Origin of the sequence: Acrocarpospora catenulata (assembly GCF_018476525.1) — a bacterium.
Taxonomy (GTDB): domain Bacteria; phylum Actinomycetota; class Actinomycetes; order Streptosporangiales; family Streptosporangiaceae; genus Acrocarpospora; species Acrocarpospora catenulata.
On sequence record NZ_JAHCST010000003.1, the window covers coordinates 1 to 25195 of the forward strand.

At 69.1% G+C, this 25195-nt stretch carries 37 protein-coding genes and 1 pseudogene; 37 read left to right on the forward strand and 1 reads right to left on the reverse strand.

All coding sequences use genetic code 11. The annotated features are described in order from the left end of the window. Positions 1-954 precede the first annotated feature (954 nt). The 5 genes and pseudogenes from ssd (at position 955) to KIP79_RS03390 (ending at position 5785) form a co-directional block, all read left to right on the forward strand. Complete coding sequence (gene ssd / locus KIP79_RS03370; RefSeq protein ID WP_214103155.1) at positions 955-2004, forward strand: septum site-determining protein Ssd; 1050 nt, start codon at positions 955-957, stop codon at positions 2002-2004. After that, positions 1991-2833, forward strand: a pseudogene (locus KIP79_RS03375) (TadA family conjugal transfer-associated ATPase); the annotation flags it as partial. The gene ssd and the pseudogene KIP79_RS03375, both read left to right, overlap by 14 nt. Positions 2834-2862: 29 nt before the next feature. After that, complete coding sequence (locus tag KIP79_RS03380) at positions 2863-4311, forward strand: recombinase family protein (protein WP_214103156.1); 1449 nt, start codon at positions 2863-2865, stop codon at positions 4309-4311. A 73-nt stretch (positions 4312-4384) separates the two neighbouring features. Next, positions 4385-4816, forward strand: coding sequence for a GntR family transcriptional regulator (locus tag KIP79_RS03385; protein WP_214103157.1), 432 nt, complete (start codon positions 4385-4387; stop codon positions 4814-4816). Between the two features lie 534 nt (positions 4817-5350). Then, positions 5351-5785, forward strand: coding sequence for a hypothetical protein (locus tag KIP79_RS03390; protein ID WP_214103158.1), 435 nt, complete (start codon positions 5351-5353; stop codon positions 5783-5785). Positions 5786-5822: 37 nt separating this feature from the next. On the opposite strand, the gene KIP79_RS03395 is transcribed toward KIP79_RS03390, so the two are convergent. After that, positions 5823-6344: a helix-turn-helix domain-containing protein gene (locus KIP79_RS03395; protein WP_214103159.1), complete on the reverse strand. Its 522-nt coding sequence runs from the start codon at positions 6342-6344 to the stop codon at positions 5823-5825. Positions 6345-6550: 206 nt separating this feature from the next. On the opposite strand from KIP79_RS03395, the gene KIP79_RS03400 reads away from it, so the two are divergent. The 32 genes from KIP79_RS03400 to KIP79_RS49185 all read left to right on the forward strand — a co-directional run bounded on the left by KIP79_RS03400 (position 6551) and on the right by KIP79_RS49185 (position 25195). Next, complete coding sequence (locus tag KIP79_RS03400) at positions 6551-6787, forward strand: hypothetical protein (protein ID WP_214103160.1); 237 nt, start codon at positions 6551-6553, stop codon at positions 6785-6787. A 20-nt stretch (positions 6788-6807) separates the two neighbouring features. Continuing rightward, positions 6808-6975 carry a hypothetical protein gene (locus KIP79_RS03405; protein ID WP_214103161.1) on the forward strand — a complete coding sequence of 56 codons (168 nt, stop codon included), beginning with the start codon at positions 6808-6810 and terminating at the stop codon, positions 6973-6975. A 57-nt stretch (positions 6976-7032) separates the two neighbouring features. After that, positions 7033-7266 (forward strand): hypothetical protein, encoded by a 234-nt coding sequence (locus KIP79_RS03410; RefSeq protein ID WP_214103162.1) that lies wholly within the window; start codon positions 7033-7035, stop codon positions 7264-7266. Between the two features lie 94 nt (positions 7267-7360). Then, positions 7361-7855: a hypothetical protein gene (locus KIP79_RS03415; RefSeq protein WP_214103163.1), complete on the forward strand. Its 495-nt coding sequence runs from the start codon at positions 7361-7363 to the stop codon at positions 7853-7855. Continuing rightward, positions 7855-8241 (forward strand): hypothetical protein, encoded by a 387-nt coding sequence (locus tag KIP79_RS03420; RefSeq protein WP_214103164.1) that lies wholly within the window; start codon positions 7855-7857, stop codon positions 8239-8241. Before KIP79_RS03415 ends, KIP79_RS03420 begins: the two co-directional genes overlap by 1 nt. Then, on the forward strand, positions 8238-8666 hold the full coding sequence (locus KIP79_RS03425) for a DUF6197 family protein (protein ID WP_214103165.1): 429 nt from the start codon (positions 8238-8240) through the stop codon (positions 8664-8666). Before KIP79_RS03420 ends, KIP79_RS03425 begins: the two co-directional genes overlap by 4 nt. Further along, the gene (locus KIP79_RS03430; protein ID WP_214103166.1) at positions 8663-8944 is read left to right on the forward strand and encodes a hypothetical protein; all 282 of its coding nucleotides are present in this window, start codon (positions 8663-8665) and stop codon (positions 8942-8944) included. The genes KIP79_RS03425 and KIP79_RS03430 overlap by 4 nt, the downstream gene beginning before the upstream one ends. After that, positions 8941-9297, forward strand: coding sequence for a hypothetical protein (locus KIP79_RS03435; protein ID WP_214103167.1), 357 nt, complete (start codon positions 8941-8943; stop codon positions 9295-9297). The genes KIP79_RS03430 and KIP79_RS03435 overlap by 4 nt, the downstream gene beginning before the upstream one ends. Then, complete coding sequence (locus tag KIP79_RS03440; RefSeq protein ID WP_214103168.1) at positions 9294-9584, forward strand: hypothetical protein; 291 nt, start codon at positions 9294-9296, stop codon at positions 9582-9584. Before KIP79_RS03435 ends, KIP79_RS03440 begins: the two co-directional genes overlap by 4 nt. After that, entirely contained in the window at positions 9581-10432 is an 852-nt protein-coding gene (locus KIP79_RS03445; RefSeq protein WP_214103169.1) for a PD-(D/E)XK nuclease-like domain-containing protein, read from the forward strand. Before KIP79_RS03440 ends, KIP79_RS03445 begins: the two co-directional genes overlap by 4 nt. After that, positions 10429-11367, forward strand: a complete 939-nt coding sequence (locus KIP79_RS03450) for a hypothetical protein (protein ID WP_214103170.1) — start codon at positions 10429-10431, stop codon at positions 11365-11367. The genes KIP79_RS03445 and KIP79_RS03450 overlap by 4 nt, the downstream gene beginning before the upstream one ends. Beyond that, positions 11364-11801: a hypothetical protein gene (locus KIP79_RS03455; RefSeq protein WP_214103171.1), complete on the forward strand. Its 438-nt coding sequence runs from the start codon at positions 11364-11366 to the stop codon at positions 11799-11801. The genes KIP79_RS03450 and KIP79_RS03455 overlap by 4 nt, the downstream gene beginning before the upstream one ends. After that, the gene (locus KIP79_RS03460; RefSeq protein ID WP_214103172.1) at positions 11798-12208 is read left to right on the forward strand and encodes a hypothetical protein; all 411 of its coding nucleotides are present in this window, start codon (positions 11798-11800) and stop codon (positions 12206-12208) included. The genes KIP79_RS03455 and KIP79_RS03460 overlap by 4 nt, the downstream gene beginning before the upstream one ends. Then, positions 12205-12639: a hypothetical protein gene (locus tag KIP79_RS03465; RefSeq protein WP_214103173.1), complete on the forward strand. Its 435-nt coding sequence runs from the start codon at positions 12205-12207 to the stop codon at positions 12637-12639. Before KIP79_RS03460 ends, KIP79_RS03465 begins: the two co-directional genes overlap by 4 nt. Beyond that, complete coding sequence (locus KIP79_RS03470) at positions 12636-13046, forward strand: helix-turn-helix domain-containing protein (RefSeq protein WP_214103174.1); 411 nt, start codon at positions 12636-12638, stop codon at positions 13044-13046. The genes KIP79_RS03465 and KIP79_RS03470 overlap by 4 nt, the downstream gene beginning before the upstream one ends. Continuing rightward, positions 13043-13318 carry a hypothetical protein gene (locus KIP79_RS03475; RefSeq protein ID WP_214103175.1) on the forward strand — a complete coding sequence of 92 codons (276 nt, stop codon included), beginning with the start codon at positions 13043-13045 and terminating at the stop codon, positions 13316-13318. Before KIP79_RS03470 ends, KIP79_RS03475 begins: the two co-directional genes overlap by 4 nt. After that, on the forward strand, positions 13315-13572 hold the full coding sequence (locus tag KIP79_RS03480; protein ID WP_214103176.1) for a hypothetical protein: 258 nt from the start codon (positions 13315-13317) through the stop codon (positions 13570-13572). The genes KIP79_RS03475 and KIP79_RS03480 overlap by 4 nt, the downstream gene beginning before the upstream one ends. After that, positions 13569-13745 (forward strand): hypothetical protein, encoded by a 177-nt coding sequence (locus KIP79_RS03485; protein WP_214103177.1) that lies wholly within the window; start codon positions 13569-13571, stop codon positions 13743-13745. Before KIP79_RS03480 ends, KIP79_RS03485 begins: the two co-directional genes overlap by 4 nt. After that, positions 13738-14220 carry a hypothetical protein gene (locus KIP79_RS03490; RefSeq protein ID WP_214103178.1) on the forward strand — a complete coding sequence of 161 codons (483 nt, stop codon included), beginning with the start codon at positions 13738-13740 and terminating at the stop codon, positions 14218-14220. Before KIP79_RS03485 ends, KIP79_RS03490 begins: the two co-directional genes overlap by 8 nt. Then, a complete protein-coding gene (locus KIP79_RS03495; RefSeq protein ID WP_250212636.1) occupies positions 14217-14627 on the forward strand; it encodes a hypothetical protein in 411 nt (136 codons plus the stop codon). Before KIP79_RS03490 ends, KIP79_RS03495 begins: the two co-directional genes overlap by 4 nt. Then, positions 14620-15561, forward strand: a complete 942-nt coding sequence (locus KIP79_RS03500) for a MazG-like family protein (RefSeq protein WP_214103179.1) — start codon at positions 14620-14622, stop codon at positions 15559-15561. Before KIP79_RS03495 ends, KIP79_RS03500 begins: the two co-directional genes overlap by 8 nt. After that, positions 15558-15752 (forward strand): hypothetical protein, encoded by a 195-nt coding sequence (locus KIP79_RS03505; protein WP_214103180.1) that lies wholly within the window; start codon positions 15558-15560, stop codon positions 15750-15752. The genes KIP79_RS03500 and KIP79_RS03505 overlap by 4 nt, the downstream gene beginning before the upstream one ends. Further along, the gene (locus tag KIP79_RS03510) at positions 15745-16776 is read left to right on the forward strand and encodes a DUF5131 family protein (RefSeq protein WP_214103181.1); all 1032 of its coding nucleotides are present in this window, start codon (positions 15745-15747) and stop codon (positions 16774-16776) included. Before KIP79_RS03505 ends, KIP79_RS03510 begins: the two co-directional genes overlap by 8 nt. Next, positions 16769-17209: a helix-turn-helix domain-containing protein gene (locus KIP79_RS03515; RefSeq protein ID WP_214103182.1), complete on the forward strand. Its 441-nt coding sequence runs from the start codon at positions 16769-16771 to the stop codon at positions 17207-17209. The genes KIP79_RS03510 and KIP79_RS03515 overlap by 8 nt, the downstream gene beginning before the upstream one ends. After that, a complete protein-coding gene (locus KIP79_RS03520) occupies positions 17199-17444 on the forward strand; it encodes a hypothetical protein (protein WP_214103183.1) in 246 nt (81 codons plus the stop codon). The genes KIP79_RS03515 and KIP79_RS03520 overlap by 11 nt, the downstream gene beginning before the upstream one ends. Then, positions 17438-17656 (forward strand): hypothetical protein, encoded by a 219-nt coding sequence (locus tag KIP79_RS03525; protein ID WP_214103184.1) that lies wholly within the window; start codon positions 17438-17440, stop codon positions 17654-17656. The genes KIP79_RS03520 and KIP79_RS03525 overlap by 7 nt, the downstream gene beginning before the upstream one ends. Then, a complete protein-coding gene (locus KIP79_RS03530) occupies positions 17656-20553 on the forward strand; it encodes a Hint domain-containing protein (protein WP_214103185.1) in 2898 nt (965 codons plus the stop codon). The genes KIP79_RS03525 and KIP79_RS03530 overlap by 1 nt, the downstream gene beginning before the upstream one ends. 74 nt (positions 20554-20627) lie before the next feature. Continuing rightward, positions 20628-20954 (forward strand): WhiB family transcriptional regulator, encoded by a 327-nt coding sequence (locus tag KIP79_RS03535; protein WP_214103186.1) that lies wholly within the window; start codon positions 20628-20630, stop codon positions 20952-20954. After that, on the forward strand, positions 20951-21274 hold the full coding sequence (locus KIP79_RS03540) for a hypothetical protein (protein ID WP_214103187.1): 324 nt from the start codon (positions 20951-20953) through the stop codon (positions 21272-21274). Before KIP79_RS03535 ends, KIP79_RS03540 begins: the two co-directional genes overlap by 4 nt. Continuing rightward, on the forward strand, positions 21271-22371 hold the full coding sequence (gene dnaN, locus KIP79_RS03545) for a DNA polymerase III subunit beta (RefSeq protein WP_214103188.1): 1101 nt from the start codon (positions 21271-21273) through the stop codon (positions 22369-22371). Before KIP79_RS03540 ends, dnaN begins: the two co-directional genes overlap by 4 nt. Next, positions 22368-22682 (forward strand): hypothetical protein, encoded by a 315-nt coding sequence (locus tag KIP79_RS03550; RefSeq protein WP_214103189.1) that lies wholly within the window; start codon positions 22368-22370, stop codon positions 22680-22682. Before dnaN ends, KIP79_RS03550 begins: the two co-directional genes overlap by 4 nt. Then, positions 22679-25195 (forward strand): DNA methyltransferase, encoded by a 2517-nt coding sequence (locus KIP79_RS49185; RefSeq protein ID WP_214103190.1) that lies wholly within the window; start codon positions 22679-22681, stop codon positions 25193-25195. Before KIP79_RS03550 ends, KIP79_RS49185 begins: the two co-directional genes overlap by 4 nt.

Genomic DNA, 25195 nt, shown 5'->3' on the forward strand with positions numbered 1-25195 from the left:
GTGCTGGGCGGCAGCCGACCCTCCCGGCGGAGCCGGGTCCGGACCCGAAGGGGTCAAGAGGGTGGGTGGGTGGGAGATCCACCCCAGACGACGGCGAAGCCGGGGACGGCCGGCGTTCTGCGGGCGTCGAAAATTTGTCGGCAGACTTTGGGATTCAGCGGGAGAGATTCGGACAAAAGCTGACGGCGTCCCTGGAATGGGACGCCGTCGCCAGTACGTCGTACCGGGTTACCAAGCGTGCACCTTCATCTGTCTAGCGGGGCAAGCCCGTGTCGACACGCCTCCCGCGGCTGGTCGCGCGTGGGTACCCGGCAGCCGTACCCGGACACCTGGTCCGTGAGACCTTTCTACGTCGGATCCATGCACTTGGGAACCCCTTGAAGCAAGACCTTTACAGACTGCCCCCCTGCTCTACGGACCCATCTGAAGCGATTTGTCATAACTTGAGGCAATGGATCGTTATAGTGATGCTTGATCACTGAGGGTGATTGCCCAGCGGCAATCCCCCTGACCACAACCCAGCCCCACACCTCCAAAAAAACTGGCGCAAATTGCAGATTGCAGCTCGACGAAACTCGCGTGGATCGGGCAGCATACGGTGGTATCTCCCAATGTGGGAGTGACTGCGCACAGGGCACCTATGCAAGTCCCTTGCCATGCCCTGGTCAACTGATGAAAGCTTTCTTCTGAAACGGGACCGGCTCTACCCCCCCGGAGCCGGACCGGTCGGCGACCCCCGCTCTCCCCCCCGGCGGGGGTCGCCCTTTTCTCTTGACCTCCCCCCGCGACCCAGCGTCGGACACACCGTCGACCCCGCCCCGGAAACCCACCCCCGGCCGTACGAGAAGCCCGTGGTTTTCCACAGCAAGCGAGTTATCCACAGCCCGCCCCCGCAGCCCTCGAAGTGCCTCGCAGATCCCGCACAGTGGTCTCCCTCGACGGGAGGAGACCTCGATGCACCGTCCGCTGGCCATCACGGACGACCAGGACCTACTCGACGACCTGCTAAGGCTGGCCGCCGCAGCAGGCGTGGAACTCGACGTGGCCCACGTCGCGGCCCGAGCCCGCCCCCAGTGGCGCACGGCACCCCTAGTGGTGGTCGGCACCGACCTGGCCGAAGCCCTGGCCGCAACCGCCCCACCGCCCCGCCAGAACGTCCTGCTGGTCACCCGAACCACCGAAGACCCCGCCAGCTGGCGCAGATGCGTGGCCGTCGGCGCCCAGACCGTCATCGAACTCCCCGAGTGCGAGCGTCTGCTGGTGGCCGAGTTCGCCGAGGCCGCCGAGCCGTCCAACCGATCCGGAACCGTCATCTGCGTCACCGGCGGCCGCGGCGGTGCCGGAGCCACCGTCCTGGCGGCCTCACTGGCCCTGTCAGCGTCCCGATCGGGTCTGCGTACCCTCCTGGTCGACGCCGACCCCCTGGGCGGCGGCATAGACGTGGTGCTCGGCGAGGAGGAGGCGTCCGGCGCCCGCTGGCCCGACATCGTCGGCAGGGAGGGCAGGGTCAGCTACGGCGCACTACAACGCGCCCTCCCCACCTTCGGCGAACTCACCGTGCTGTCCTGGCACCGAGGCGAGCCCCTGCGCATCCCCAGGGAAGCCATGCGCGCCGTGCTGGACGCCGCCCGCCGCGGCTGCGACCTGGTCGTCGTCGACATCCCCCGGCACATCGACGACGCCGTGTCCGAGGCCCTCGCGAGAGCCACCGCCACCCTGGTCCTCGTCCACGCCGACGTGCGCGGCGTACTGTCCGCCGCCCAAACCCTGGCCTTCCTGCGCCCTCACACCGGCGACCTGAAAGCCGTGATCCGTACCGGATCGCTCGACCCCGACGTGGTCACCACCTCGCTGGGGCTCGCCGGTTGCCTCGTCTGCCCCGAGCAACGCGGCCTCACCCAGGCCCTCGACCGCGGCTTCGCGCCACCGCTCGGCAACACACCTCTCGGCCGCTTCTGCGCCACCGTGCTTGACCATGTGGGAGCCACCCATGACCGCCCCTAGCCCCGCCGCCACGGACCTCGCCAAGGCCGCTCCCGAACTCGTCGAAGCGGTCCGCGTCCGGCTCGCGCGCACCGGGGAGGAACCCACTCCCGCCCGGGTCGCCGCCGCCCTCCGCGCCGAACGCGCCGTGCTCGGCGACGCCGAGGTCCTCGCCATCGCCCGTACGCTCCGGGCCGACCTGATCGGCGCAGGCCCCCTGGAGTCCCTGCTGGCCGCCCCCGGCGTGACCGACATCCTCGTCAACGGCCCCCAGGAGGTCTGGGTGGACGACGGCAGCGGCCTGCGCCGTACCCCGGTCTCCTTCCCGTCCGACGAGGACGTGCGCCGCCTGGCCCAGCGCCTGGCCGCCGCCGCGGGCCGCCGTCTCGACGACGCCTCGCCGTACGTGGACGCCCGCCTGGCCGGCGGCGTACGGCTGCACGCCGTGCTGCCACCCGTGGCACCCGAAGGCACCTGCCTGTCCCTGCGCCTCCCGCCCCGGCACACCTTCGCCCTGGAAGACCTCGTGCCCGCCCCCTTGGCCACCGCGCTCCGCGCCATCCTCACCGCACGCCTGGCCTTCCTCGTCACCGGCGGCACTGGCACCGGCAAAACCACCTTGCTCTCAGCGTTGCTCTCGCTCGCGTCCCCAACCGAGCGCCTCCTCCTGGTCGAGGACTCCGCCGAACTCCGCCCCGACCACCCACACGTCGTCCGCCTCGAAGCCCGCCCACCCAACCTCGAAGGCGTCGGCGGCGTGACCCTGCGCGACCTCGTCCGCCAAGCCCTCCGCATGCGCCCGGACCGCCTGGTCGTAGGCGAGGTCCGGGGAAACGAGGTGGTGGAGCTGAATCTGAGGAAAACACCTATACTCACGGCATGCCCCCCAGCGCAGACGACACGACACGGGCCGGGATCTACTGTCGCCTCAGCTACGCCCCCGACGGCAGCCTCGAAAAGGTCGAACGCCAGGAAGCCGACTGCCGCCAGCAGGCCGCACGTCTCGGCTGGCCAGTCGATGATGACCACGTCTACAGCGACAACTCACGGTCTGCGTGGCAGAGGACCCGCAAACGCCCACAGTGGGATCGCATGCTCGCCGACATCGAGGCCGGCGACATCAACGCGATCATCGTGTACCACGGCGATCGGCTCGTCCGGCAGCCCTGGGATCTGGAACTGCTCCTGAAACTCGCCGACACCCGGCACCTACGCCTCGCAAGCGTGTCCGGCGTCCGCGACCTGATGTCCGAAGATGATCGGTTCGTCCTGCGGATCGAGGCCGCCCAGGCGTGCCGGGCGAGCGCCGACACCTCACGCCGGGTCAAGCGGGGCTGGAGGGCTCGCGCCGAGGCCGGAAAGCCCGTTGGGGGCGGGAAGAGGCCGTTCGGGTGGGGCATACCTACCGACCGCATCGGGCGCACTGGACGGCCCATCTACGACATCACCAAAGCTGTACCTGGCGAACACGCCATCCTCCGCGAGGCGGTCGAGCGGCTGATGGCCGGCCAGTCCCAGGGCGGGGTGTTGGCGTGGATGAACACGGTCTCGACCACATCCCAAGGCAAGAAATGGTCGGGTCAAGCCCTCAAGCACCTACTCAAATCCCCACGTCTCGCTGGCCTCATCGACGTGGCCGGCCAGCTGTATGAGGCGCAATGGCCGGCCGTCGTCACGCCAGAGGAATGGGAGGACCTCAAACTCCTGCTGAAAGAGAAGGAGGACTCCATCCCCTACTACGGGAGGGAGCGACGGTACCTGCTCTCCGGAATCGCCGAATGCTGTTCGTGCGGCGGCTTCATGCGCACGAAGCCGTCTGGCGGGCGCAATCGTAAGACTTCCCGCCTCTACTACTGCTGGGATTTGACCTGCACGGGCAGGGTGGCGCGGAACGTGGAGCACCTAGACACCTACGTGACATTGCGGGCCCTACGACGGCTGAGCGAGCCCGACCTCATGGAGGGGGTAGTCACCCAGGACCCCCGTGTCGCGGCCGAAATCGTCGCCCTGGAGCGCCGTCGCGCAGAGTTGAAGGCGGCATTCTCTAAGCTCGCCGACCATCCAGACATTGATCCAATGGTGCTGGCCGAGCAGTTGACGAGGGTCAACGGCCGGATCACGGAAGCGCGGGCCCGGCGCACCTCCAACGAGCGGGAGCGCCTCCTCCTCCGCATGCAGGGAATGACGCGGGAGCAGTGGGACGAGACCCCGATCGACGTCCGGTCCTCGACCGTGCGCGCTCTATTCCGAGTGATCATCCTTCCCGCAACCTGGCGCGGCCCCGGCTTCGACCCCGACAGCGTCCAGTTGATCCCCGTAACCGCATAACAGCAGGTCGAGACAGCATATAGCTATATGGCCATAGGTTGAATGCTCCCTATGGGCAAATACGGTGCCGGGCGTGACCGTCGACCGAACCGCGTACGAACCTATGTACCGGCAGGTCGCCCGCATCCTGAGCACGCAAATTGAGGACGGCTCCTACCTTCCGGGCGAGTTGCTCCCTTCGGAGCGCGAGCTGGCGACCGCGATGGGCGCGAGCAAGGACACCATCCGGGATGGGCTGCGGGTCTTGCGCGCCCGCGGCCTGGTGGTCACTGTCAAGGGAGTGGGCACCAAAGTTGCTGCCCGTCACGAGCTCCACGAGCACGAACTCTCCCCCGACGCCAAGGTGACGGCACGCATGCCGACCGCCGCAGAGCGGCGGCGGTTCCGAATCTCTGAGGGCGTTCCGGTCTTCGTCGTTGAGGACGCCTCAGGTTCGATTGTTTTGCCTGCCGACCGGACGGTTTTGCGGTCTGGGGGAGAGCCACAAACGAGGCGGGGATCCTAGGCCCCACCGAGGGCCTGGCGTTGCCGCCTTGAGCGGGTGACCCCGGGTAATAGGTCTGCCCGGGGTCACCCGCGGGCCGCACCGCGCGCTGGGTGGCGGCCCCGGGAGGAGTCCCCCGGCGGCGCGGTGCGGCGGCCCAGGGCATCCCTCGCCCGATCGCGTCAAAATGTGCGATCCCGGACATCGTAGACGCGACATGGCGTAGTGTCACGACTACCGCACTGGGCGTTTCCTGCCACAGTTTCGGCCTTACGTTCCGGCGAGAACCTCGTAGCCGTTCCAGTCCGTCGGGGGAGTGGATTTCGGACACCTTGATAGAAAGCTATCTTCCTCCGACTACATGTAGTAATGGCTGGTGAGCGGGAGGGTTACCAGACAAACGTTCGGGTTAAACCGGTCCACAGGAGATACTTTCGCACCCGGCCGAAGCGACCTAAAGTGGTCTTTCGCGAGAGGCCCCGGGAGAAAAAGTCGATCGCGCCGACGGGAGCACCCGCTTGTGGGGGAGGGATGATCCCGAGAGAGCAAGGCAACATGAGTAAGCTGATCAAGAGTAAGTCCCACGTCATGCTTTCCCGACTCATGTGGGCCTCGTGGGGGGTCGTCACCCTTGAGACCCTCCTCGACCTCATGCACACGAAAGCGTTCATGGGGCTCCTGGCCGCAGCTGGCGCACTGACAGTGTCGGCGCTGCTGGCGAAGAGAGCCGCCGCCGCCGAAGAACGCGCCGCAGCCCAGACAGACGCCATAGCGCGAGCGATCCGCGACCATGCCACGGTAGTCACCGAGAACGCTGTCGCGGCTGTGGAGGAACACACTCGGGTGATCACCGAGCGGGTCCTATCCTTCCCCAGCATGTACCAGCTCGGGCTCGAAGGCGATGTGAGTGCCCGGATGGCGGCCAGCGACCGAGTCGCGCGCATGACCTCGACGGCTCCGGACACGGGGCCCTTCGGCGCGGTGCGCTAGCTGGAACGAGCGAAGTAGGAGTGGGCGCCCTCGGCGTTTACTCCTGCTCTCGTCGCCGTCGCGCTTCTTCGAACCGGAGCGCCCGGTTCTCCAGGTAGATCCGGATCATCTTGACCTTGGCATCCTGGGGGATGTCCAGTGCCTCGATCTCCAAGATGTGAGGGTCTGTCGGCGGAGCGTCAGGGATGATCAGTTGATTGGCATCGACGCCGCGCTCCAGCAGCACCTCTCCGATCGACTTTCCTTCGGCAGCGGCATCGCGCCGCAGGTCGGCGATGACCTCGTCGTGGGTTGCCGCGTGCCGGACTGGCAGCTCGTCCGCGGTGGCCACGCCTGCGATCACGAGCATTTCCCCGAGCCCGTACCCGAGTACTCGGCCGATTCCTCGCAATGCGTCGATCTCCGGTACGCGATCCCCGCTGAGGGTCCGCGAGAGGACGGAAACGCCGATGCCGGCTTCGGTAGCGAACCGCGTCTGCCCTCCGCGCTCCAGCAGGTACCCTCGCTCGGTCAGCTGCTCGCGGAGCCAGGCACCGAATTGGCCTGCATTGTTGCCCACGGGCAAGGATGATAGCGCCTCTGTTACCCGCATGACCATGCGCTCCTGAGTGAGCTGCGACTGGCCAGCGCCTGTATTGCCATGAACACCCCTCTTGCCGAGCGGGAAAAATCATGGGCAGCTCCTTGCTTCAAGACAACAAACGCACTAGGTTGTTGGTTGTCGGCAAGCAAAGAGCTTTCCTTGACGGTACTCGGGAGGCCCACATGGCGCAACGCGCAAAGCTGCGTCAGGACCGATTCGTAGACAGAGCCCGCGAAATCGGGCTGGTATCGCAGGTACAGCAGGCCCAAGCCATCCGCACCCACCCGTCGATCCACTGCCGGGCGCTCAAGGGGGCTCGCGAGCTCAGCGGATCTTACGTCCTCGGTGTCTTGCTGACCGTGGGGGACAACGCCACCCGGGAACTCATCGACGACCTCTTCGAACTCCCGGACGCCTGATGAGGCCGCCTCGTCTCTGCATGACCCTCGACGAGATCGCCCGTGCGGGCTGGGAGGACGGGGCGAACGACCCGCCGCTCACCCCCACGCAGCGGACCTACCTGATCGCCCTGCTCGGCCCTCACATCAGGGCCTCGATCGCCAAGCGCGCCGTCGCCAGCAGCGACCAGACCAGCACCGCCGCCTGAACTACGGCGGGCCCCGACCGCCGAATCCGCCCAGACATCGAGAACGGAGCACCCCCGATGCTCGACCAGAACCAGCGCGAGGACCGCTACCTCGCCCAGACCGGCCGCACCACCCTGACCGCCGCGCAGCGCCGCCGCCTCCAGCACAAGGCCGGACACCAGCTGGCCGACGCTGCCGCCGCCCGCGAGGAGAACTCGCAGACCCGGGCCGCCGTGCGGGAGCGCCGCAAGGCCGCCAGGGAATCCTTCTCGACCGCCCAGCGCACGCTCTCGGGCCTGCTCGCCCGCTGAAAACCAAGCGGGCCCCGACCGAATAGCCCTCGGTCAGAGGCCCGCGTAACCCAGCTCAACCATCCGATTTCTGAAGCTCAGAGAGGAGCCGGGAGTGACATCGTCTCACACCCCCGCCTCGGAATTCCTGTACGCGGTCCGGATCATGGACGGCGACACGATCGTGGCCGACCGCACCGAGCCCACCCCCGTCCTGGAGAAGGCCCGAACCCAGCTGGCCAAGCTCCAGTACGCCTTCCCCGCCTCGGTCCTGGTCATCTCGGAACCCGGCTCCTACAGCCCCGGGTGGCAGGTGGCCACCGACGACCTTTTGCGCCGCATGGCCTACGCCCGCGCCGCCGACACCATCACCAAGCTGGTCGGGCGTGCCGACCTGCCCCTGATCGACTGGGGCATCAACGAGCACTACGACGGCTCGGTCCGCCTGTACGCGAACACCTCCCACGCGAACATCACCGCCCTCGCGGACGCGATCGGGATGGACGTCGTGGAGAAGGACGGCCGGCTCGACGGCAAGGGCACCTTCGACGGCATCGACCTCTGGGTGTACGCCTACCGGCCCGCCGCCGAGAGCAAGGCCGCGGCCTGATGGATCTGCACCTGAACCCGGACGGCCCGCGCACCCCCGACTACACCACCGCGGTGGCTCTGGGGCTCACCGAGTGCGTCCGGGTCCTCAACTCCCACACCCGGGACGCCGCCGCGCTGCCCGACCCGCAGACTATTTACGAGGTGCTCGGCGACCTGCACGCTGGCGCGGCCAAGTCCGACCAACTGCTCCAGCAGATCAGCCGCCGCTTGGGTGAACTCCTGGAATCGGACCGTCTGGCCGACGACCGGGGTAACCCGACGGGCTCCGTGCTCGCGGCCGTGAACTCGCTGGAGGCCGCTCGGTCCGCCGCCTACCAGCTGGCCAGCCACCTGGAGCGGGCCCACCTCGCCACCGCCACCCTCCACCTTCGGGAGGGGCAGTGAGCACCCAGGCCCTCGACATGTCCGCACCCGCCATCCTGCGGAGGGCGGCCAACGTGTACCGCACCAACGGGCGGTGCGAGGGGGCGTACTACGACGTCGTCCAGGAGTCCTTCGGGGTGCCCGCCAAGGACTGCCGGGTCTGCGCCATAGGCGCCATCAACATCGCCGCAGGCGCGCACCCTGAGGGCGTCCTCAACAGCAGTGGTCTCCGCGCCCGCATGGCTCTCGCAAAGCACCTGGGGCTTGGCCGCCACCTCGTCGGGCTCGACGTGGACCGGGACGACCCGCACGACACGGACGGACCCGGCTACGCGCTGATCAACGCCCTGGCGACCTGGCACGACCTCGCTGCCCGCACCCTCGACGAGGTGGTGGCCGCCCTGGTGGCCGCTGCCGACGCAGTCGAGCGGGGTGAATCGCGGTGACCGTGATCCCCCTACCTGCGCAGACCCACCTGCACCTGGCCGCCCGCGAGGTGGGCGCGGACGAGATGGCCCTGTCCTTCCCGCTGGACGCAGACGGAGTCAAGCGCGTCCTCGCCGACGCAGGGATCACCAACCCGGCGCTGGCCGCCGCCATCGACCTGGGCAGCCCGTCGGCGTTCGCATCCATCCCCGGCGGCCAGGTCGGCGTCATCCGCTGCGACGGCGACTGCGAGGCGACCCGTGCCGTCCTCGCGGCGGAAGGGACCGGTGGCCGATGAGCGTCCACACCGCCACGCTCGCCGCAACGGTCGCCGCCGTCCTGGACGGCGTGCCGGTCGCCGACTGCACGCCCGTCATCAGCCAGCCCCAGGACCGGTGCCACGTCCTGGTCACCTGTGGGATCGACGAGTTCTGGCGCGGCATGCCGTACACCACCCAGCACCAGCTCGTCTCCCGCGCACTCGAACACTGGCGGTTGGCGCTGGCCAACACCGACCTCGCGGTCGAGCCGTGGTGGCCGGGGGTCAGCAGGCTGGCTGCGCTGGTCGTTGCCGACCAGGACCACATCGACGTGGAGTCCAGGTGGGCGCTCGCCTACCTGTCTCAGCAGCAGCGGGACGGTGCCCGATGACCGCCCTCACCCCTGATCTCGCCGCCCTGGGGCAGGCCCCACCGGCCCCGGCGGCGACCCCCGGCGCGGAGGCACACCCCTCCGCCTCCGCGCCGGGCGTGCTCCCCGGGGAGACTTCCCCCTCCCCGGGTTCCGCCTCCGTTGAGGAGGTGCTGGAGGCCCTGCACTGGTCCGAGGTGGACGACGAGCTGACTGGCCCCGACCGGTCCGAGGTCGCGCACGACATCGCCTGTGGCCGGGTGACGGATGCCGCCCGCGTCCTGCTGTGCGGGAGGCGGGTGCGATGACGACCGCCACCGACCTGGTCATCCCCGGCGTCTACGACATCCCCGAGGAGCAGTACCACGCCGATCCCGTCCCGTGCGGCAGCCTCTCATCCTCGGGTGCCCGGAAACTGCTGACCCGCTGCCCGGCCGTGTTCATGCACGAGCAGCTCAACCCGCCCGAGAGCACCGCCGAACTCGACCTCGGCAAGGCCGCCCACCGGATGGTGCTGGGTGTCGGCCCCGAGTTCGTCATCGTGGACGCCAAAGACTGGACGACCAAGGCAGCCCAAGCCAAGCGGAAGGCCGCCCGCGCTGACGGTGCCGTCCCCCTCCTGACTCACCAGTGGCAGACCGTTCAGGACATGGCGTCCGCCCTCCGTCGGCACGAGCACGCCGGCGCACTTCTGTCGCCTGGTCATGGCGACCCTGAGCAGACTCTGATCTGGCGCGACGCCACAACAGGTGTGTGGCGTCGCGCCCGCCTCGACTTGCTGCCCCGGACCACCCCGGGCCGGATGATCCTCGTCGACTACAAGACGACCAAGAACGCCAACCCGCAGGTGCTCGACAGGACGATCCACGAGTACGGCTACCACCAGCAGCACGCCTGGTACGTCGACGGGGTGCTCGCGCTGGGGCTGGCCAGCGAGGTCGTCATGGTTTTCGTCTTCCAGGAGAAGACACCCCCGTACCTGATCACCGTGGCTGAGATCGCCGCGAGCGCCGTACGGATCGGGCGCGACCGCAACCGGCGCGCACTCGACCTCTACCGCCGCTGCGTCGAGACGGGCGAATGGCCCGGCTACAGCAGCGACATCGCCTACGTGTCCCTGCCCTACTGGGCCGAACGCCGGGAGGCCCTGGCATGATCCCCAACGGTAACGGCGCGCCCCCGCTGCCCGCCCCCACCCGCATCGGGCAGGCCACCGCGGTCGAGCAGTCCCGCGCGGTCGCCGAAGTCCACGCCGCGATCATCGTCGCCCAGCAGTGCCCCCGCGATGTGCAGGCGGCACGCCAGGCGATGCACGACTCATGCCAGCAGATGTTCATGGCCGAGAAGGCGTTCTTCCGGTTCCGGCGCGGCGACGGCCAGATCAGCGGCGAGACCGTGCACCTGGCCCGCGAGCTGGCCCGCTGCTGGCAGAACATCCAGTACAACGTGGGGGAACTCCGGCGCGACGACGCCGCCGGCCAGTCCGAGGTCATCGCGTGGGCCTGGGACGTCCAGATGAACACCAGGTCGAGCACCACGTTCATCGTTCCGCACGGCAGGGACAAGGACGGCCAGGTCGTCCCGCTGATCAGCCTGCGGGACATCTACGAGAACAACGCCAACGCGGGCGCCCGCCGCGTCCGGGAGATGATTTTCAACGTCCTCCCGCCGTGGTTCATCGAAGAGGCGAAGGAGGTCTGCACCCGCACCCTGGCGGGTGGCGGCGGCAAGCCGCTCGCGCAGCTCATCGACGAGGCGCTTCTCACCTTCGCCGGGCTGGGCGTGTCCGCCGACCAGATGGAGCAGAAGGTCGGCCGCCCCAAGGGCAACTGGAACCCCTACGACCTCGCCCAGTTCCGGGTGATCTACCGCAGCCTCCAGCGCCGCGAGGTCACCGTGGAGGACGAGTTCCCGCCCGCGCGGGTCACCGCGGCCGAGGTACTCCAGGCCGCCCAACAGCCTGCCGCACCCGCGCCCACCGAGCAGGTCACCTCCGAGCAGACCTCCGAAGGTGACAGCGGGAGGACCGGCGAGGGAGCGGATGGCTGGCCCCCGGTCACCAAGCCCGGGACGGGCGGTGATCCGGCATGAGTGACGTGTTCGCCCGCGGCCGGTCCGGCTCCTTCGAGTTCATCGACGCCGACGCGGTGCTCACCCCCGTTGAAACCGACGCGTTCCTTCGCCGCCTCAACAACGAACTCGCATGGGCGCATCTGGCCGTCCGTACGGCACGCGCCCGCGAAGTCGAATGCGAGAAGGCGTTCATGGTGGCCAAGGCTCCGGTCCTCCTGGAGGAGGAGGTGCCCAAGGTCGGCAACCGGGCCGGCGAGATGAACAAGACAGCCGCCGACGCCTGGTGGGCGGAGCGGCTCCCGGAGCCGTACTGGGCGCTGCGCAGCTCCCAGCTGGAGCGGCGCAACGCGCAGGACTACGCGACCTTGGTGCAGAACCAGGTCGAGATCATGCGCTCGCTGAACGTCAACGCCAAGGCCATCTACGAGTCCTACCGGGGCGGTGGCCGATGAGCCTTCTCCCCGTCGCCCTCGGCCGCGTCGCCGTCGCCGACCTGCCCCGCTGGCCCGCCTACCAGTACTTCGCCATCAACGCGGGCACCCAGGAGCGATACCTCGCCCTTCACGCGGACCGGCAGACCGTCACCGACGGCGACTTGGCCCACGCCCGCCACCGGGACACGGACTGCTGGACCTGCGCGGACAACGACAAGAACCACCACGCGGCGCAGCAGCGGGAGAACCGGCTGGAGACCGCCTACGGCATCCTCCAGAGCGGGATCTACCTGCTCCGTCGCCCCCACCTGGAGCCCGGTCTTTTCGATGAACCGGGCGACCCCGCCAAGCGGCTGGCCACGCTACTGGCTGGCTTGGAGAAGCTCTCCGCGCGGGCCGGAAAAGTCTTCCGGGGGGAGCGGTGAAGCGCCGCGCCCGGCTGGAGCCGGGCAAGCTGCTGGTCCGCCGTACCGAACTGAAGCGCGGGGACTGCCAGATGAAGCGCACCCCGCTCCGCTCGGTGTCCGCCAAGCGGGCTGCGGAGAACCGGCGGCGCCGGGAGATGAAGAACGAACTCTGGCCTGACGGCATCCGGCCGCGGTGCGTCGTCCCCTGGTGCGCCCATCTGGCCGACGACATCCACGAACCCCTCACCCGGGCGCGTGGCGGACCGATCGACCACCCCGACAACTCGGAGCCGTGCTGCCGCGACCACAACGGCGAGCTGACCCGCGAGCCGGAGTGGGGCTATCGGTACGACCTGCTCATCCACTCCTACGACCAGCGTCCGCTCGCCCAGCAGGCGGCCGACCGGCGGGCCAAGCTCGCCGCCTGGGCACCCCGGGAGGCGGCATGAGCTTCAACTGCGACCGCCGCCGTGAGCGTTTCGTCGCGTACCGCCGCCAGGGCCTGATGGTCAAGGAAGCCGCGGAAAGGCTCGGCGTTTCCGAGCGGACTGGCCACCGGTACGAGCAGTGGTATTGGCGCACGAAAGGCGTCACTGAAATGCGCCGCCGCGAGGCCAATTGGATGCGTCCGTTGATCCTGGCCCACCTGCGCGCCTACCCGGACCAGCTGTTCAGCGCTTGGGACATGGTGCGCAAACTCGGCAAGCCGACGAACCAGGTCACGGCCGCGCGGACGCTACGCGGCCTGGCCGCTGACGGGCTCGTGGAGCTGGTCGTGGGGCCAACCTGCGAGTTCGACCCACGCCCCGCCCGCCGCTACCGGCTTGCATCCTCTGCGCTTCGGGAGGTGGCGTGATCCTCCCCGTTGACGACATGCGCTTCTGCCCCTGGGAGGGGGAGACCCTCCCGGCCGGCCACGACTGCATCGCGGGCCCCGCGCCCGCTCCCATGCGGCTGACGCTCGACGAGGTTGAGGCCGCCTACCTGGACGCGCTGGGGGAGGGCGGGGTGCTCGGCGAGCACGCCCGTGTCGCTCTCGGTGCCGTCCCCGATCTGATCGCCCGCATCCGCCGCGCTGAGCGTGAGCTGGACGGCTGGCGGTCCCGACCCGCTGGAGGCCCCCAGTGACCGAGAACACCGACACGCAGGTGATTCCTGCCGTGCCCACCCCTGCCGCTCCTCCGCACGTGAAGCGCCGCTTCCGGGAGATCGCCGCCCAGGAGATGGCGACGATCCGCGCGACCGCCGACGCCGGGATCGCCTGGTGGCAGGCCGCGCTGGAGCGGGTCGAGGCGGAGGTGCCCGACCCCGCCCCGTACCGGATCGGCCAGCCGCCGTACACCCCCACCACCACCGACACCCCCTCGGGGAGGACGCCGTGAAGGACTTCCACATCCTGGACATTTCGATCGACCCGGGCCACGAGGGTGTGTGGCCGGGCATGGAGCCCGCCAAGGTGCGGGCCGCCTACGACAAGGCTGCGGGCACGAGCCCGCTCCCGGAGCAGGTGTTCAGCAAGGACGCGCTGCTCGCCCGGGGCGGTAGCCGTGGCTGACCCGCTGTACTGCGCGAACGAGGACCACGTCCGCCCAGCCGTCGCCCGCCTCTCCTGGCCGTGCGGACGCTTCAACCCGACGCTCGCCTGCCGCGAGGACGCCGCCAGAAGCCTGCGCGAGTCCATCGCCGACGGCTACACGCTGCTGGTCGAACCCATCGAGATCAGGGAGCGCCCCAAGGGCCCGCGCGACTACGCGCCCGCTGTCCGCGAGGTGGCCCGCCTTTACCGCAAGTCCTACGGGGAGCCCGTCCGGGCGATCCTCTTGGCGGCCCCGGACCTGCTTAGTTACGACGAGCTGCCGGAAACGCTGGAGGAGCGCCGGGCGCTTCCTGCCCGCTTCCACACGCCGGTCTGGCTCGACACGTGCACCCCGAAGGTGTGGGTCTGCGCGGTGTGCTGGGACGAGGGCCAGACCTATGGGTGGCCGTGCAAGACGGCGGTCGAGCAGGGCGGGGAGGTGTTCGCCCGATGAGCTACGCCCATTTCTCCTCTGACTGCGGCGAGCACCACGACCTGGTGGTGGACTTCCACGGCCTCCGCCCGGAGATCGTCGTCCTGTGCGGCAGCACGAGGTTCTTCGACACCTTCCGGTCGGAGAACCTGCGCCTCACGCTCGCCGGAAAGATCGTGCTCAGCATCGGGTGTGACACCAAGGCCGACGACGACATCGCCGAGATCTCGGACGTCGAGCAGGCGAAGACCGACCTGGACGAGCTGCACAAGCGGAAGATCGACCTGGCCGACTCGGTGCTCGTACTCAACGTCGGCGGCTACATCGGATCGTCCACCCGCTCCGAGGTCGAGTACGCGCTGAGGCTCGGCAAGCCCGTCGTCTACCTGGAGCCTGTAGGCGCGGAGGCGGTGACCTCCCGTGCCTGAGCAGACGACCGCTCCCGCCGAGTCGATGCCGCCAGGCCGCCTGGCCGAGATCGAGGCGACCATCCCCGACGGTCAGTTCGGGGACCACTGGACATTCACCCCCGGCGAGGACGCGAACCGCAAGGGCATCTGGGTCGTCCTGGACGACGACAACCAGGTGATCGCCACCGTCCCTATGGGCGACGGCGACCCCGACCCGGGGGCGGACCTGGCCGACTTCCTCGCGGGCGCCCGCACGGCCGTACCGGAGCTGGCCGCCGAGGTGCGTCGCCTCAACGGCGTGGTGGGCTTCCTCGGCCGCGAGCTCCAGCGGGACGCCCAGAAGACCGTGGACGCGGTCCGGGCCGAGGCCGCAGCAGAGTCGTGCGACCACTCCTTCCCGTGCCAGCCTCCGCACGGGTCCGTCTTCAACCCTGGCCCGTGCCGCCACTGCGGCCTGCCGTATCTGGTCGCGCAGGGGATCGACGAAATGGAGGAGGCCCGCCGGGCCCTCGGCGACCACGCGGCGCTCCGCCACCGCGCCCACTCCGGTGACCTCGCGGCGTGCGGGGAGCAGCCGTGCACGGCCATCCGTGCCGCCCTCCAGGGTCACGCTCCGGCTCCGTCGCTGGGGCGGCATGTCGCCGCCCTGGTTGCCTGGCTGGACTCCCACAACCCTCGCACCGACCACGAGATCGCCTGCCGGGTCATGAAGACCGCAGGCGAGGCGGGGGAGGCGATCGAAACCTACCTGGCCGCCGTCGGCCAGAACCCCCGCAAGAAGGGCACGGGCACGCTGGACCACGTCCGTGATGAGCTCCTGGACGTCGCCGCTACCGCCCTGGTGGCGGCGGCCAGCCTGGAGCCCGGCCGGGCAGAGCACACCATCGACGCGGACCTGCTGGCCCACCTCGCCTACCTGTGTGACCGGGTCGGGGCGGGTGAGACGCGGTGAAGGCGGACTTCTTCTACCGGGACCTCGATCGGTTCAACGCCGAGTTCGAGCGGCTCGGCGCGGTCGCCGAAACGGCCGACGGCTTCAAGTACATCGACGAGTCGAAGGCCCCCGCCCGCTTGGTGAGCGCCTACCGGATGCTCGGCCGCTTCGGGTACGCCAACGGCCTTTTGGGGGGTAGCCGTGGCTGACAACACCGCCATCGAGTGGGCCGACCGCACCTGGAACCCCGTGCTCGGCTGCGTCAAAGTCTCCCCGGGCTGCGACGGCTGCTACGCGATCACCCAGGCTCACATCCGGGCATCCAACCCGCACCCACGCGTGGCCAGCGCGTTCAACGGGCTCACCCAGCGGACCCCGGAGGGACTCGACTGGACGGGCAGAGTCAACCTGATCCGCGAGCGGCTGGGCGAGCCCTTCACCTGGCGCAAGCCGCAGACGGTGTTCGTGAACTCCCTCTCGGACCTGTTCCACCCGGCGATCCCCGAATCGTTCATCGCCGACGTGTTCCAGGTGATGGCCGCGACACCGCGGCACACCTACCAGGTCTTGACCAAGCGGCACGGCCGGATGCGAGGGCTGCTGCGGAAGTGGTCGCCCATCACGGGCGCCCCGCCGTGGGTGCACACGGGGCCGTGGCCGCTGCCGAACGTCTGGCTCGGAGTGAGCGTCGAAGACCAGGAGCGCGCCGAACTCCGCATCCCGGCGCTGTTGGAGACCCCCGCTGCTGTGCGCTGGATCTCGGCGGAACCACTGCTCGGGCCTGTAGATCTCCGCAACCTCAAGGCGAGGAACGGCGCTCTGATCGACTGCCTCGGCGGCGATGTGAAGACCCCCGGCGGCGAGGTCTACAGCGGCGCGCCGAGCGTCCTCGACTGGGTCGTGACCGGGGGTGAGTCCGGCAAGGGCGCCCGTCCACCCCACCCGGACTGGTTCCGGCGACTTCGTGACCAGTGCCAGGAGTTGGGCACGGCCTTTTTCCTCAAGCAGTGGGGATCATGGCGGCCTCAGCCCAGGTACGCGACCGACGACCGCCACCACGTGGTCATGGTCGACGGCCACGACCGGGGCACGCCGTGGCCCGGCTGGAGGCTCGACCAGCCCGACGCCGTGGTGATGGAGCGGGTCAGCAAGAAGTCCGCCGGGCGCGAGCTGGACGGACGCACATGGGATGAACTCCCCGGCGCCCGCGAGGTGGTGGTCCAGCATGGCTGACCTGCATCCGGTGGTGGCCGCCTTGGCGCACCGCACCAAGGTGCTGGGGCTGTCCAACCAGCAGCTCGCGCTTCGCATCGGCGTCAGCAAGACCTGCGTGAAGCGCTGGCTGTCCGGAGACAACATCCCCTGCTTCGGCCCCGCCGTCCGGTGGGCACAGGTTGTCGGCCTGCGCCTGGCCGCCGTGGACGGCAACGAGGTCTGGGCCGAAGGGATGGGGATTCTCTCATCTCTTGCCGAGTTCCGGCGGCGGCGCGGGATCCGGCAGGGCCAGGTCGCCCGCGTCCGGGACATCGCCCAGGCCAGCATCTCCCGGCTGGAGCACAGCCACGCCCGAGGTTTGGACCCGTTCCTGGTGAGCGTGGACGACCAGCTCGCCGCCCTCGACCTCCGGCTCGTCGTGCTCGCGGAGAGGGGGCGCAATGCTGCGTAACACCCTCCGTCTGGCCCGCTCCTACGCCTGGGAGTGGGGGCCGCTCGCCGCGGTCTCCGCCGCCGCAACCTGGGTGATCGTCCGCGCGGATCTGCCTGCGCTGGCTGTCGGCGCCTTCTACACCTCCCTGGTCGTCATGCAGGGCGTGCTGGTGCGGGCCCGCTGGGAGCGTGACGTGCTGGCCGACGAACTGGCCGAGCTGCGCGCCCGGCTGGAGCGGAGGCGGCCGTGCTGATCCCCACCTGGGCGGTGCCCATCGTCGGCGTCCTGGCCCTCTTTGGCTTCGTCTTCCTCTGCCTTGTCGCCGGGGCGGTCTGGCTCGCCTGGTGCGACGCCCGCGCTGATCGCCGCGACCGGCGACACACCGCCCGCCACTCCAAGAAGCCCGCCACCTCTGACGACGCGGACGGGCTGATCTCCGACACCACGAGAGGGGTCGCAACCTGATGTTCCGCCACGACTCCAACTTCATCGAGGTCCAGGACTGGTTCTGTGGTGCCGGCGGGTCCTCCCAGGGGGCCGAGGTGGTTCCCAACGTCAAGGTCACGCTCGCCGCGAACCACTGGGATCTGGCTCTCGACACTCATCGGGCGAACTTCCCCGATGTCCGCCACGAGCAGGGAAAGATCCAGGAGTCTGACGTCCACACCTGGCCGGTATCGCACATCCACTGGGCGTCCCCCGAATGCTTCCCCGCTGGGACTCTGATCCTCACCCGCCGCGGCCTGGTGCCCGTGGAGGACGTGCGCGAAGGCGATGTGGTGTTCACGCACCGTCGCCGCTGGCGACCCATCACCGCGACTATGAGCCGGCCCGCTGACACCGTCATCGTGCGCGGAATCGGCTTGGCTGGCGGCCTGGAGACCACACGTGAGCATCCCTTCTATACGCGGCGGGCTCTGAAGGTCTGGGACAACGGCTCTCGGACCTATCGCCGCACCCTCACCTCGGAGTCGAAGTGGACGGGTGCCGGGGACCTGGGCGGCCACCTGTGGGCCACGCCGGTCGACTTCGGGGCCGAGTTGCCGACGCCGGAAGTCCCCGGCCGAGGCGTGGAGTTCGACGCGGACTTCTGGTGGCTGGTGGGCCGCTGGCTTGGCGACGGCTCCATGCGCCTGTCGCCGAAGACCGGCGATGGGCTCCCAGCATTGCCGCGCCGCGTCTCACAACCGGCCGGGTCGACGTGCCTCGTGTGCGAGCAGCCTGCCCGCCCGGACGCTCGCAGCACCACGGGCCGCGTCGCGCCGTACTGCTCGGACGCATGTAAGAACACCCAGAAGCGGCAGGACCCCCGCCGGGGACGCTACGAGTTGACCATCGTGTGCGGCTTCCACGAGGCCGACGAATTGGCGAAGCGACTCGGTGCGGTCCCCGGTCTTCGTTGGCAGCGGCGGAACCTGCGGACAGCCGCGGCGTTCACAGCGGCTCACCGCGGATTGGTCGAGTGGCTTGCCGAGCACTTCGGTCAGCACGCGCACGGCAAGACGGTTCCAGCGTGGGCGCTCACCATGCCCAGCGCATGGCGAACTGCACTGCTGGACGGCTACGTCTCCGCTGACGGGCACGTCGCCCATGCCACCCAACTGACGACCGTGTCCAAGAAGCTGGCCATCGGCATGCGGATGCTGGCGAACTCCCTCGGCCAGATCGCCAACGTCGCCGGACCCTACGTCCGGAAGGGCGCGCGTGCCATCGAGGGTCGTCCCGTCCACGAACGGCCGAACTGGTCGGTCTCCTGGATCACCGACGGCCCCCGCCATGCCTTTACCTCCCAGGACGAAGGCTTCCGCTGGGCGCCGGTCAAGTCGGTGACCGATGGCCGTCGTGTCGAGGTCTTCAACATCTCGGTCGCCGAAGACGAGTCCTATGTCGCGGACGGCATCGTCGTGCACAACTGCACCAAGTGGTCGATCGCCAACGGCGAGAAGCGCACCTTCCACCGCTCCCGCCAAGACGAGCTGATCCCTCGGGAGAAGACCGAGAAGGAGATCACAGCCGAGGAGTCCCGGGCCCTCATGGAGCAGGTGCCCACCTACCTCGAAGGCGTCGTCTCCCGCGGACGGCTGGTCCTGGCCGGCATCGTCGAGAACGTCATCGACGAGCGCGAATGGGATGGCTTCGACGACTGGCTCCGCCGCTTCCACCGCATGGGCTACAAGACCCGCGTCATCGCCCTGAACAGCATGCACGTCCAGCCCGTACGCACGCTGGCCGCCCCGCAGAGCCGGGACCGGCTGTATGTCGGCTACTGGCACCGCTCCCTCGGTCGTGACCCCGACTGGGACAAGTGGCTCCGGCCGCTCGCCTGGTGCCCGGTGTGCGACGAGATGGTCCACGCCATCCAGTCGTTCAAGAAGACCCACAAGGACATGGGCCGCTACCGCGCCCAGTACCTGTACCGCTGCCCCCGGATTTCGTGCAGGAACGCCGTGGTCGAGCCCCCGGCTCTCCCCGCGTGGGAGGCGATCGACTTCACCCTGCCGACCCGGCGGATCGGCGACGGCAAGCCCGGCAAGAAGTTCCGGCCCTACGCGGAAGCGACCGTCGCCAGGATCGAGGCCGGGATCAAGAAGTTCTGGGTCCCGCTGCTCGTTCCGGCGGGCGGCACGTGGAACACGACGGCCTACCCGGTGACCCAGCCCTTGAGGACCCGGACGGCGACCGAGAACGACGCCCTGGCGGTTCCGCCGCTGCTGGTGCCCGTCGAGGGCCGCGAAGGCAAAGCGGCATTCCCGGCGACCGAGCCGGGCCGGACGCAGACGGCACGGAACGAGACGGGGGTCGCCTTCCCACCGTTCCTGACCTTGCTGCGGTCCGGCCGGCCGCGCAACACCGACCCGGCCGTTGACCCGCTGGCCACGATCGTGGCGGACGGCTCCAACCACGCCTTGGTCGAGCCGCCACCCTTCATGATCCCGATGCGTGGAGGGGGCGACAAGGAGAGGGCCCGGCCGATCAGCGAGCCCCTGCACACGGTCACTGCGGGCGGCAACCACCACTACCTGGCCCAGGCGCCGGAAGCCCTGCTGATCCCGTACTACAGCACCGGTAGGGCGCGACCCGCCTCGGAGCCGATGGGGACGGTGACCACGCTCGACCGGTTCGGCGTTGCTACCACCGACCTGCCGGAGATCGACGTCAACGAGGTCCGGTTCAGGATGCTCGAACCCAGCGAGATCGCTCGGGGCATGGCGTTCGCATCCGGATACGTGGTGCTGGGCGACAAGCGCGACCAGGTGACCCAGCTCGGGAACGCCGTCACCCCGCCTGCGGCCGAGGTGCTCGTCTCTGCCCTGGTGGAGGCCATCACCGGCGAAGAGCTGGGGCGGGGGGTGGCAGCGTGACGCTCGCGCACCCCTCTACCCTCACCCTGCCCGAGAACGCACCGTCCGGGCCATGCGAGGGACAGTCCGCCCTCATGAACCCGGATCCCGCCAACGTGCTCGGGGTGCATCGGGCCGTCGAGGTCTGCCTTGGCTGCCCGGTCTTCGTCGAATGCCTGACCTGGGTGATGGCGCTCAAGGACGACCGAGACCCCGGCGGCGTCATCGCTGGCCTGACTGAGCCTGAGCGCCACGAGCGGCGCCTGAACGCCGGTCGTACATGCACCGCCTGTGGCGAGCACCGGGCGGCCGACCAGTTCGGCTTCCATGACCGGGAGACCGGCCGCCGCCGGGCCATCTGCAAGCCATGCACCCAGGCCGCCAACCTGGCCCGCTACCACGCGCAGAGGAGAGCGGCATGAGGGACCACGTTGTGCTGCCGTCCGGCTGGGTGCGCCCCTGGTTCCCGGCCGGGGTCTCCGTTCGGGAGTCCACCTTCGATCGCGGCTGCGTCATCGAGGGCCACCTGTTCGACGACTGCGAAGTCCTCCTGCGCCGGGTGTCCGAACCCGTCGAGGGGTGCGGCTGGCTGGACCCGCGCCAGCCCGGCACGTGTGAGGACTGCATCGAGCGATTCGACGAGGCCCTGGCCTCCGAGCTTTTCCACGACGAGGACTGCGACTGCTCGCCGTGCGAGCAGCGCGCGAAGGGCCGTACGGCGGCCGGGAGCGAGCAGAAATGAAACTCTCCATCGACCCCCAGACCCTGGCCGAGACCGTCACCTGGGCGGTCCGCGCCATCACCCAGCGCCCGGCGATCCCCATCCTGGCTGGCCTGCTCTTGGAGGCGGCCGACGACCAGCTCACGGTCAGCGCCTTCGACTACGACTTCGTCCTCCAGGCGACGGTGACTGCCGACGTGTCCGAGCCCGGCCGGGTCGTGCTCCCGGGCCGGGTCCTGGCCGAGATCGCCAAGGACCTGCCCGGGGGGAACTTCGCGGACCTGGCCTTGTCCGGCCGCGAAATGGCGATCACCTGCGGGCGTCTGTCCTACACCCTGGTCTCCCTCCCCGTCGAGGACTACCCGAGCATCCCCGAGGCCCCGCCCATCCTGGGCACCGCTGACGGCGCCGTCCTGGCCACCGCCATCCAGCAGGTCGCCACGGCCGCCACCAAGGACAACACGCTGCCCATGCTGACCGGCATCCGGTGGGACATCTCCGAGGACACGCTCAGCCTGGCCGCCACCGACCGGTACCGGATCGCCGTCCGCGACCTGCCATGGACCCCCCACGTCACCGGCAAGGTCGACGGCGTGGTGGCCCCTCACGGCCATCTGCTGGACGCGGCCAAGGGTGGCATGCGCGGAACCGTGTCCGTCGGCTGGGACGGATCCCGGATCGGGTTCCAGTACGAAGGCCGCACCGTGATCACGCGGCTGCTCGACTCGCAGTTCATCGACTACACGTCGCGCACCGAGTACGGCGACCTCCCGATCCTGGCCACGATCGACAGGGCCTTGATCATGGGTGCGGTCAAGCGCGCGGCCCGGGTGGCCGAGAAGAACACGGCGGTCCGGCTGGCCTTCAGCTCCGACGAGGTGCTGGTGCAGGCGGGCACCGCCGACGTGGCGCGCGGCGCCGAAACCGTGCCGTGCGAGCTCACTGGTGCAGACGTGCACGAGATCGCGTTCCAGCCTCAGTTCCTGCTGGACGCACTCACCGGGGTCCAGCAGGACAAGGTGCTCATGCACATGCAGCCCGGCAACAAGCCCGCCCTGATCAGCGGTCAGGAGAGCGACTCCTACCGGTGCCTGGTCATGGTGCTGAGGCTCGCATGAGCGCCCCGATTCTCGACCTCCCGGCGTTCGCCGACGAGGTGCAAGACGCCCTTGAGGTCGCCGGGCACGAGCATTGGACCGTGTCCGGCGACGGATTCGCGATTCTCGAACACGAGTCGGACAGCGATCACGTCCTGGTGATGGACAAACGCACCGGCCTGCTGCGGGTCGGCGACTGGTCGACGATGAACCGCCAGCGCCTCGCCGGGGTCGAGGCGGATCTGCTGGCGGCTGGGTACGGGGTCGACTGGTTCGAGCGTCACGGCGAAACCGTCGGCCTGCTAGTCCGTCCCCGGCAGGTGACGCCGTGACCACCTATACCGAATTCCTTGAGGCCAAAGCTGCTCTCGCTGCCACGAGCGGGCTGGACGTCGACCTGTCCGAGGTTCACCCGGTCCTGAAGCCTCACCAGCGGGACGCCGTGGTGTGGGCGGTTCGCGGCGGCCGGCGCGCCGTGTTCGCGAGTTTCGGCCTCGGCAAGACTCTGATCCAGCTGGAGATCGTGCGCCTGGTGCTGGCCAAGCTCGGCCGCGGCCGCGGTCTGATCGTGCTGCCGCTGGGCGTCCGCCAGGAGTTCGTCCGCGATGCACGTCTGCTCGGCCTCGAAGTGCGGTTCATCCGCACCGTCACCGAGGCATCGGCTGGAGGCATCTATCTGACGAACTACGAGTCCGTCCGGGACGGCAAGCTCGACCCGCGGGCCTTCGACGTCGTCAGCTTGGACGAGGCCGCCGTCCTGCGCGGGTTCGGCGGGACCAAGACCTTCCGCGAGTTCATGAAGCTGTACGAGGGCAGCGACAACTACCGGTTCGTGGCCACGGCCACCCCGTCCCCGAACGAGTACATCGAACTCCTGGCCTACGCGGCGTTCCTCGACGTCATGGACGTTGGGCAGGCCAAGACCAGGTTCTTCAAGCGGGACTCCACCAAGGCCGACAAGCTCACCCTGCTCCCGCACATGGAGGCCGACTTCTGGCTGTGGGTGTCCTCGTGGGCGCTGTTCCTCCAGAAGCCGAGCGATCTGGGCCACAGCGACGAGGGCTACGTCCTGCCTCCGCTGGAGGTGGTCTGGCACGAGGTGCCGTCCGAGATCCCTGCCGAAGGTGTGGTGGACCGCAAGGGCCGGACGGCCCTGTTCGCCGACGCCGCGATGGGTGTGCAGGACGCCGCCCGGGAGAAGCGGGAAAGCCTCCAGGCCCGCGTAGGCGTGATGGCGTCCCTGGTCGCCGAAGCCCCCGAGGACCACTTCCTGCTCTGGCACGACCTGGAGGCGGAGCGGCACGCCATCGCGGCCGCGATCCCCGGCGTGACCGCCGTGTGGGGCTCCCAGGACTTGGACGAGCGGGAGCGGCGGATCATCGGCTTCTCCGACGGTGAGTTCCGGCTGCTGGCGACCAAGCCGGTCATCGCCGGGTCGGGGTGCAACTTCCAGCGGCACTGCCACCGCGCGGTCTTCCTGGGGATCGGGTTCAAGTTTGCCGACTTCATCCAGGCGATCCACCGCATCCACCGCTTCCTTCAGGACCGGCCGGTCCGCATCGACCTGATCTACACCGAGGCCGAGCGGGAGATCCGCAAGCAGCTGGAGCGCAAGTGGGCCCAGCACGACGAGCTGACTGCCCGCATGGGCGACATCATCAGGGAGTACGGGTTGTCACACGAGGCCATGGCCGCCCACATGCGGCGATCCATCGGAGTGGAGCGGGTCGAGGTCGCCGGCGAGTCCTACCGGCTCGTCAACAACGACACCGTCGAGGAGACCTCCACCCTGCCCGGCGACAGCGTCGACCTGGTCGTCACGTCGATCCCGTTCGCCACCCAGTACGAGTACACGCCCTCCTACAACGACTTCGGCCACACCGAGGACAACGCCCACTTCTGGCGGCAGATGGACTTCCTCACGCCCCACCTGCTGCGCACGCTGAAGCCCGGCCGGGTGGCCGCCATCCACGTCAAGGACCGGATCGTCCCCGGCGGCATGACCGGGCTCGGCTTCCAAACGGTCCAGCCGTTCCACGCCGAAACGATCAGCCACTTCACCGGGCACGGCTTCGCCTTCCTCGGCATGAAGACGATCGTCACCGACGTGGTCAGGGAGAACAACCAGACCTACCGCCTCGGCTGGACCGAACAGTGCAAGGACGGCACCAAGATGGGCGCCGGGCTTCCCGAATATCTGCTGCTGTTCCGGAAGCCGCCCACCGACGCGAGCAACGGCTACGCCGACGAGCCCGTCGTCAAGTCCAAGGCCGACTTCACCCGGCACCGCTGGCAGGTCGACGCGCACGGGTTCGCCCGCTCCAACGGCGACCGGCCGCTCGCCCCCGAAGACCTGGTGGGGCTGCCCGCCGACGAGGTGTTCCGCCTGTTCCGGGACCACAACCTCACCCACGTCTACGACTACGAGGCGCACGTGGCCGCGGGCGAGGCTCTGGAGGCGAAGCGCCGCCTGCCGTCCGGGTTCATGCTGCTGCAGCCGCCGTCCTGGCACCCCGACGTGTGGACCGACGTGGCGCGCATGCGGACGCTCAACATGATGCAGGAACGCAAGGGACAGCAGTTCCATTTGTGTCCATTACAGTTCGACATCGTCGAGCGGCTCATCAACCAGTTCTCGATGCGGGGCGAGCTCGTGTTCGACCCGTTCGGCGGGCTGATGACCGTGCCCTACTGTGCGATCAGGATGGGCCGCCGAGGCCTCGGCGTGGAGTTGAACCCGCAGTATTTTCGGGACGGGGTCGCCTACGTGGAGGCCGCCGAACGCGAGGCATCCCTGCCCACACTGTTCGACCTGGTCGACCTTGAGACCAGGGAGTCGGCGTGA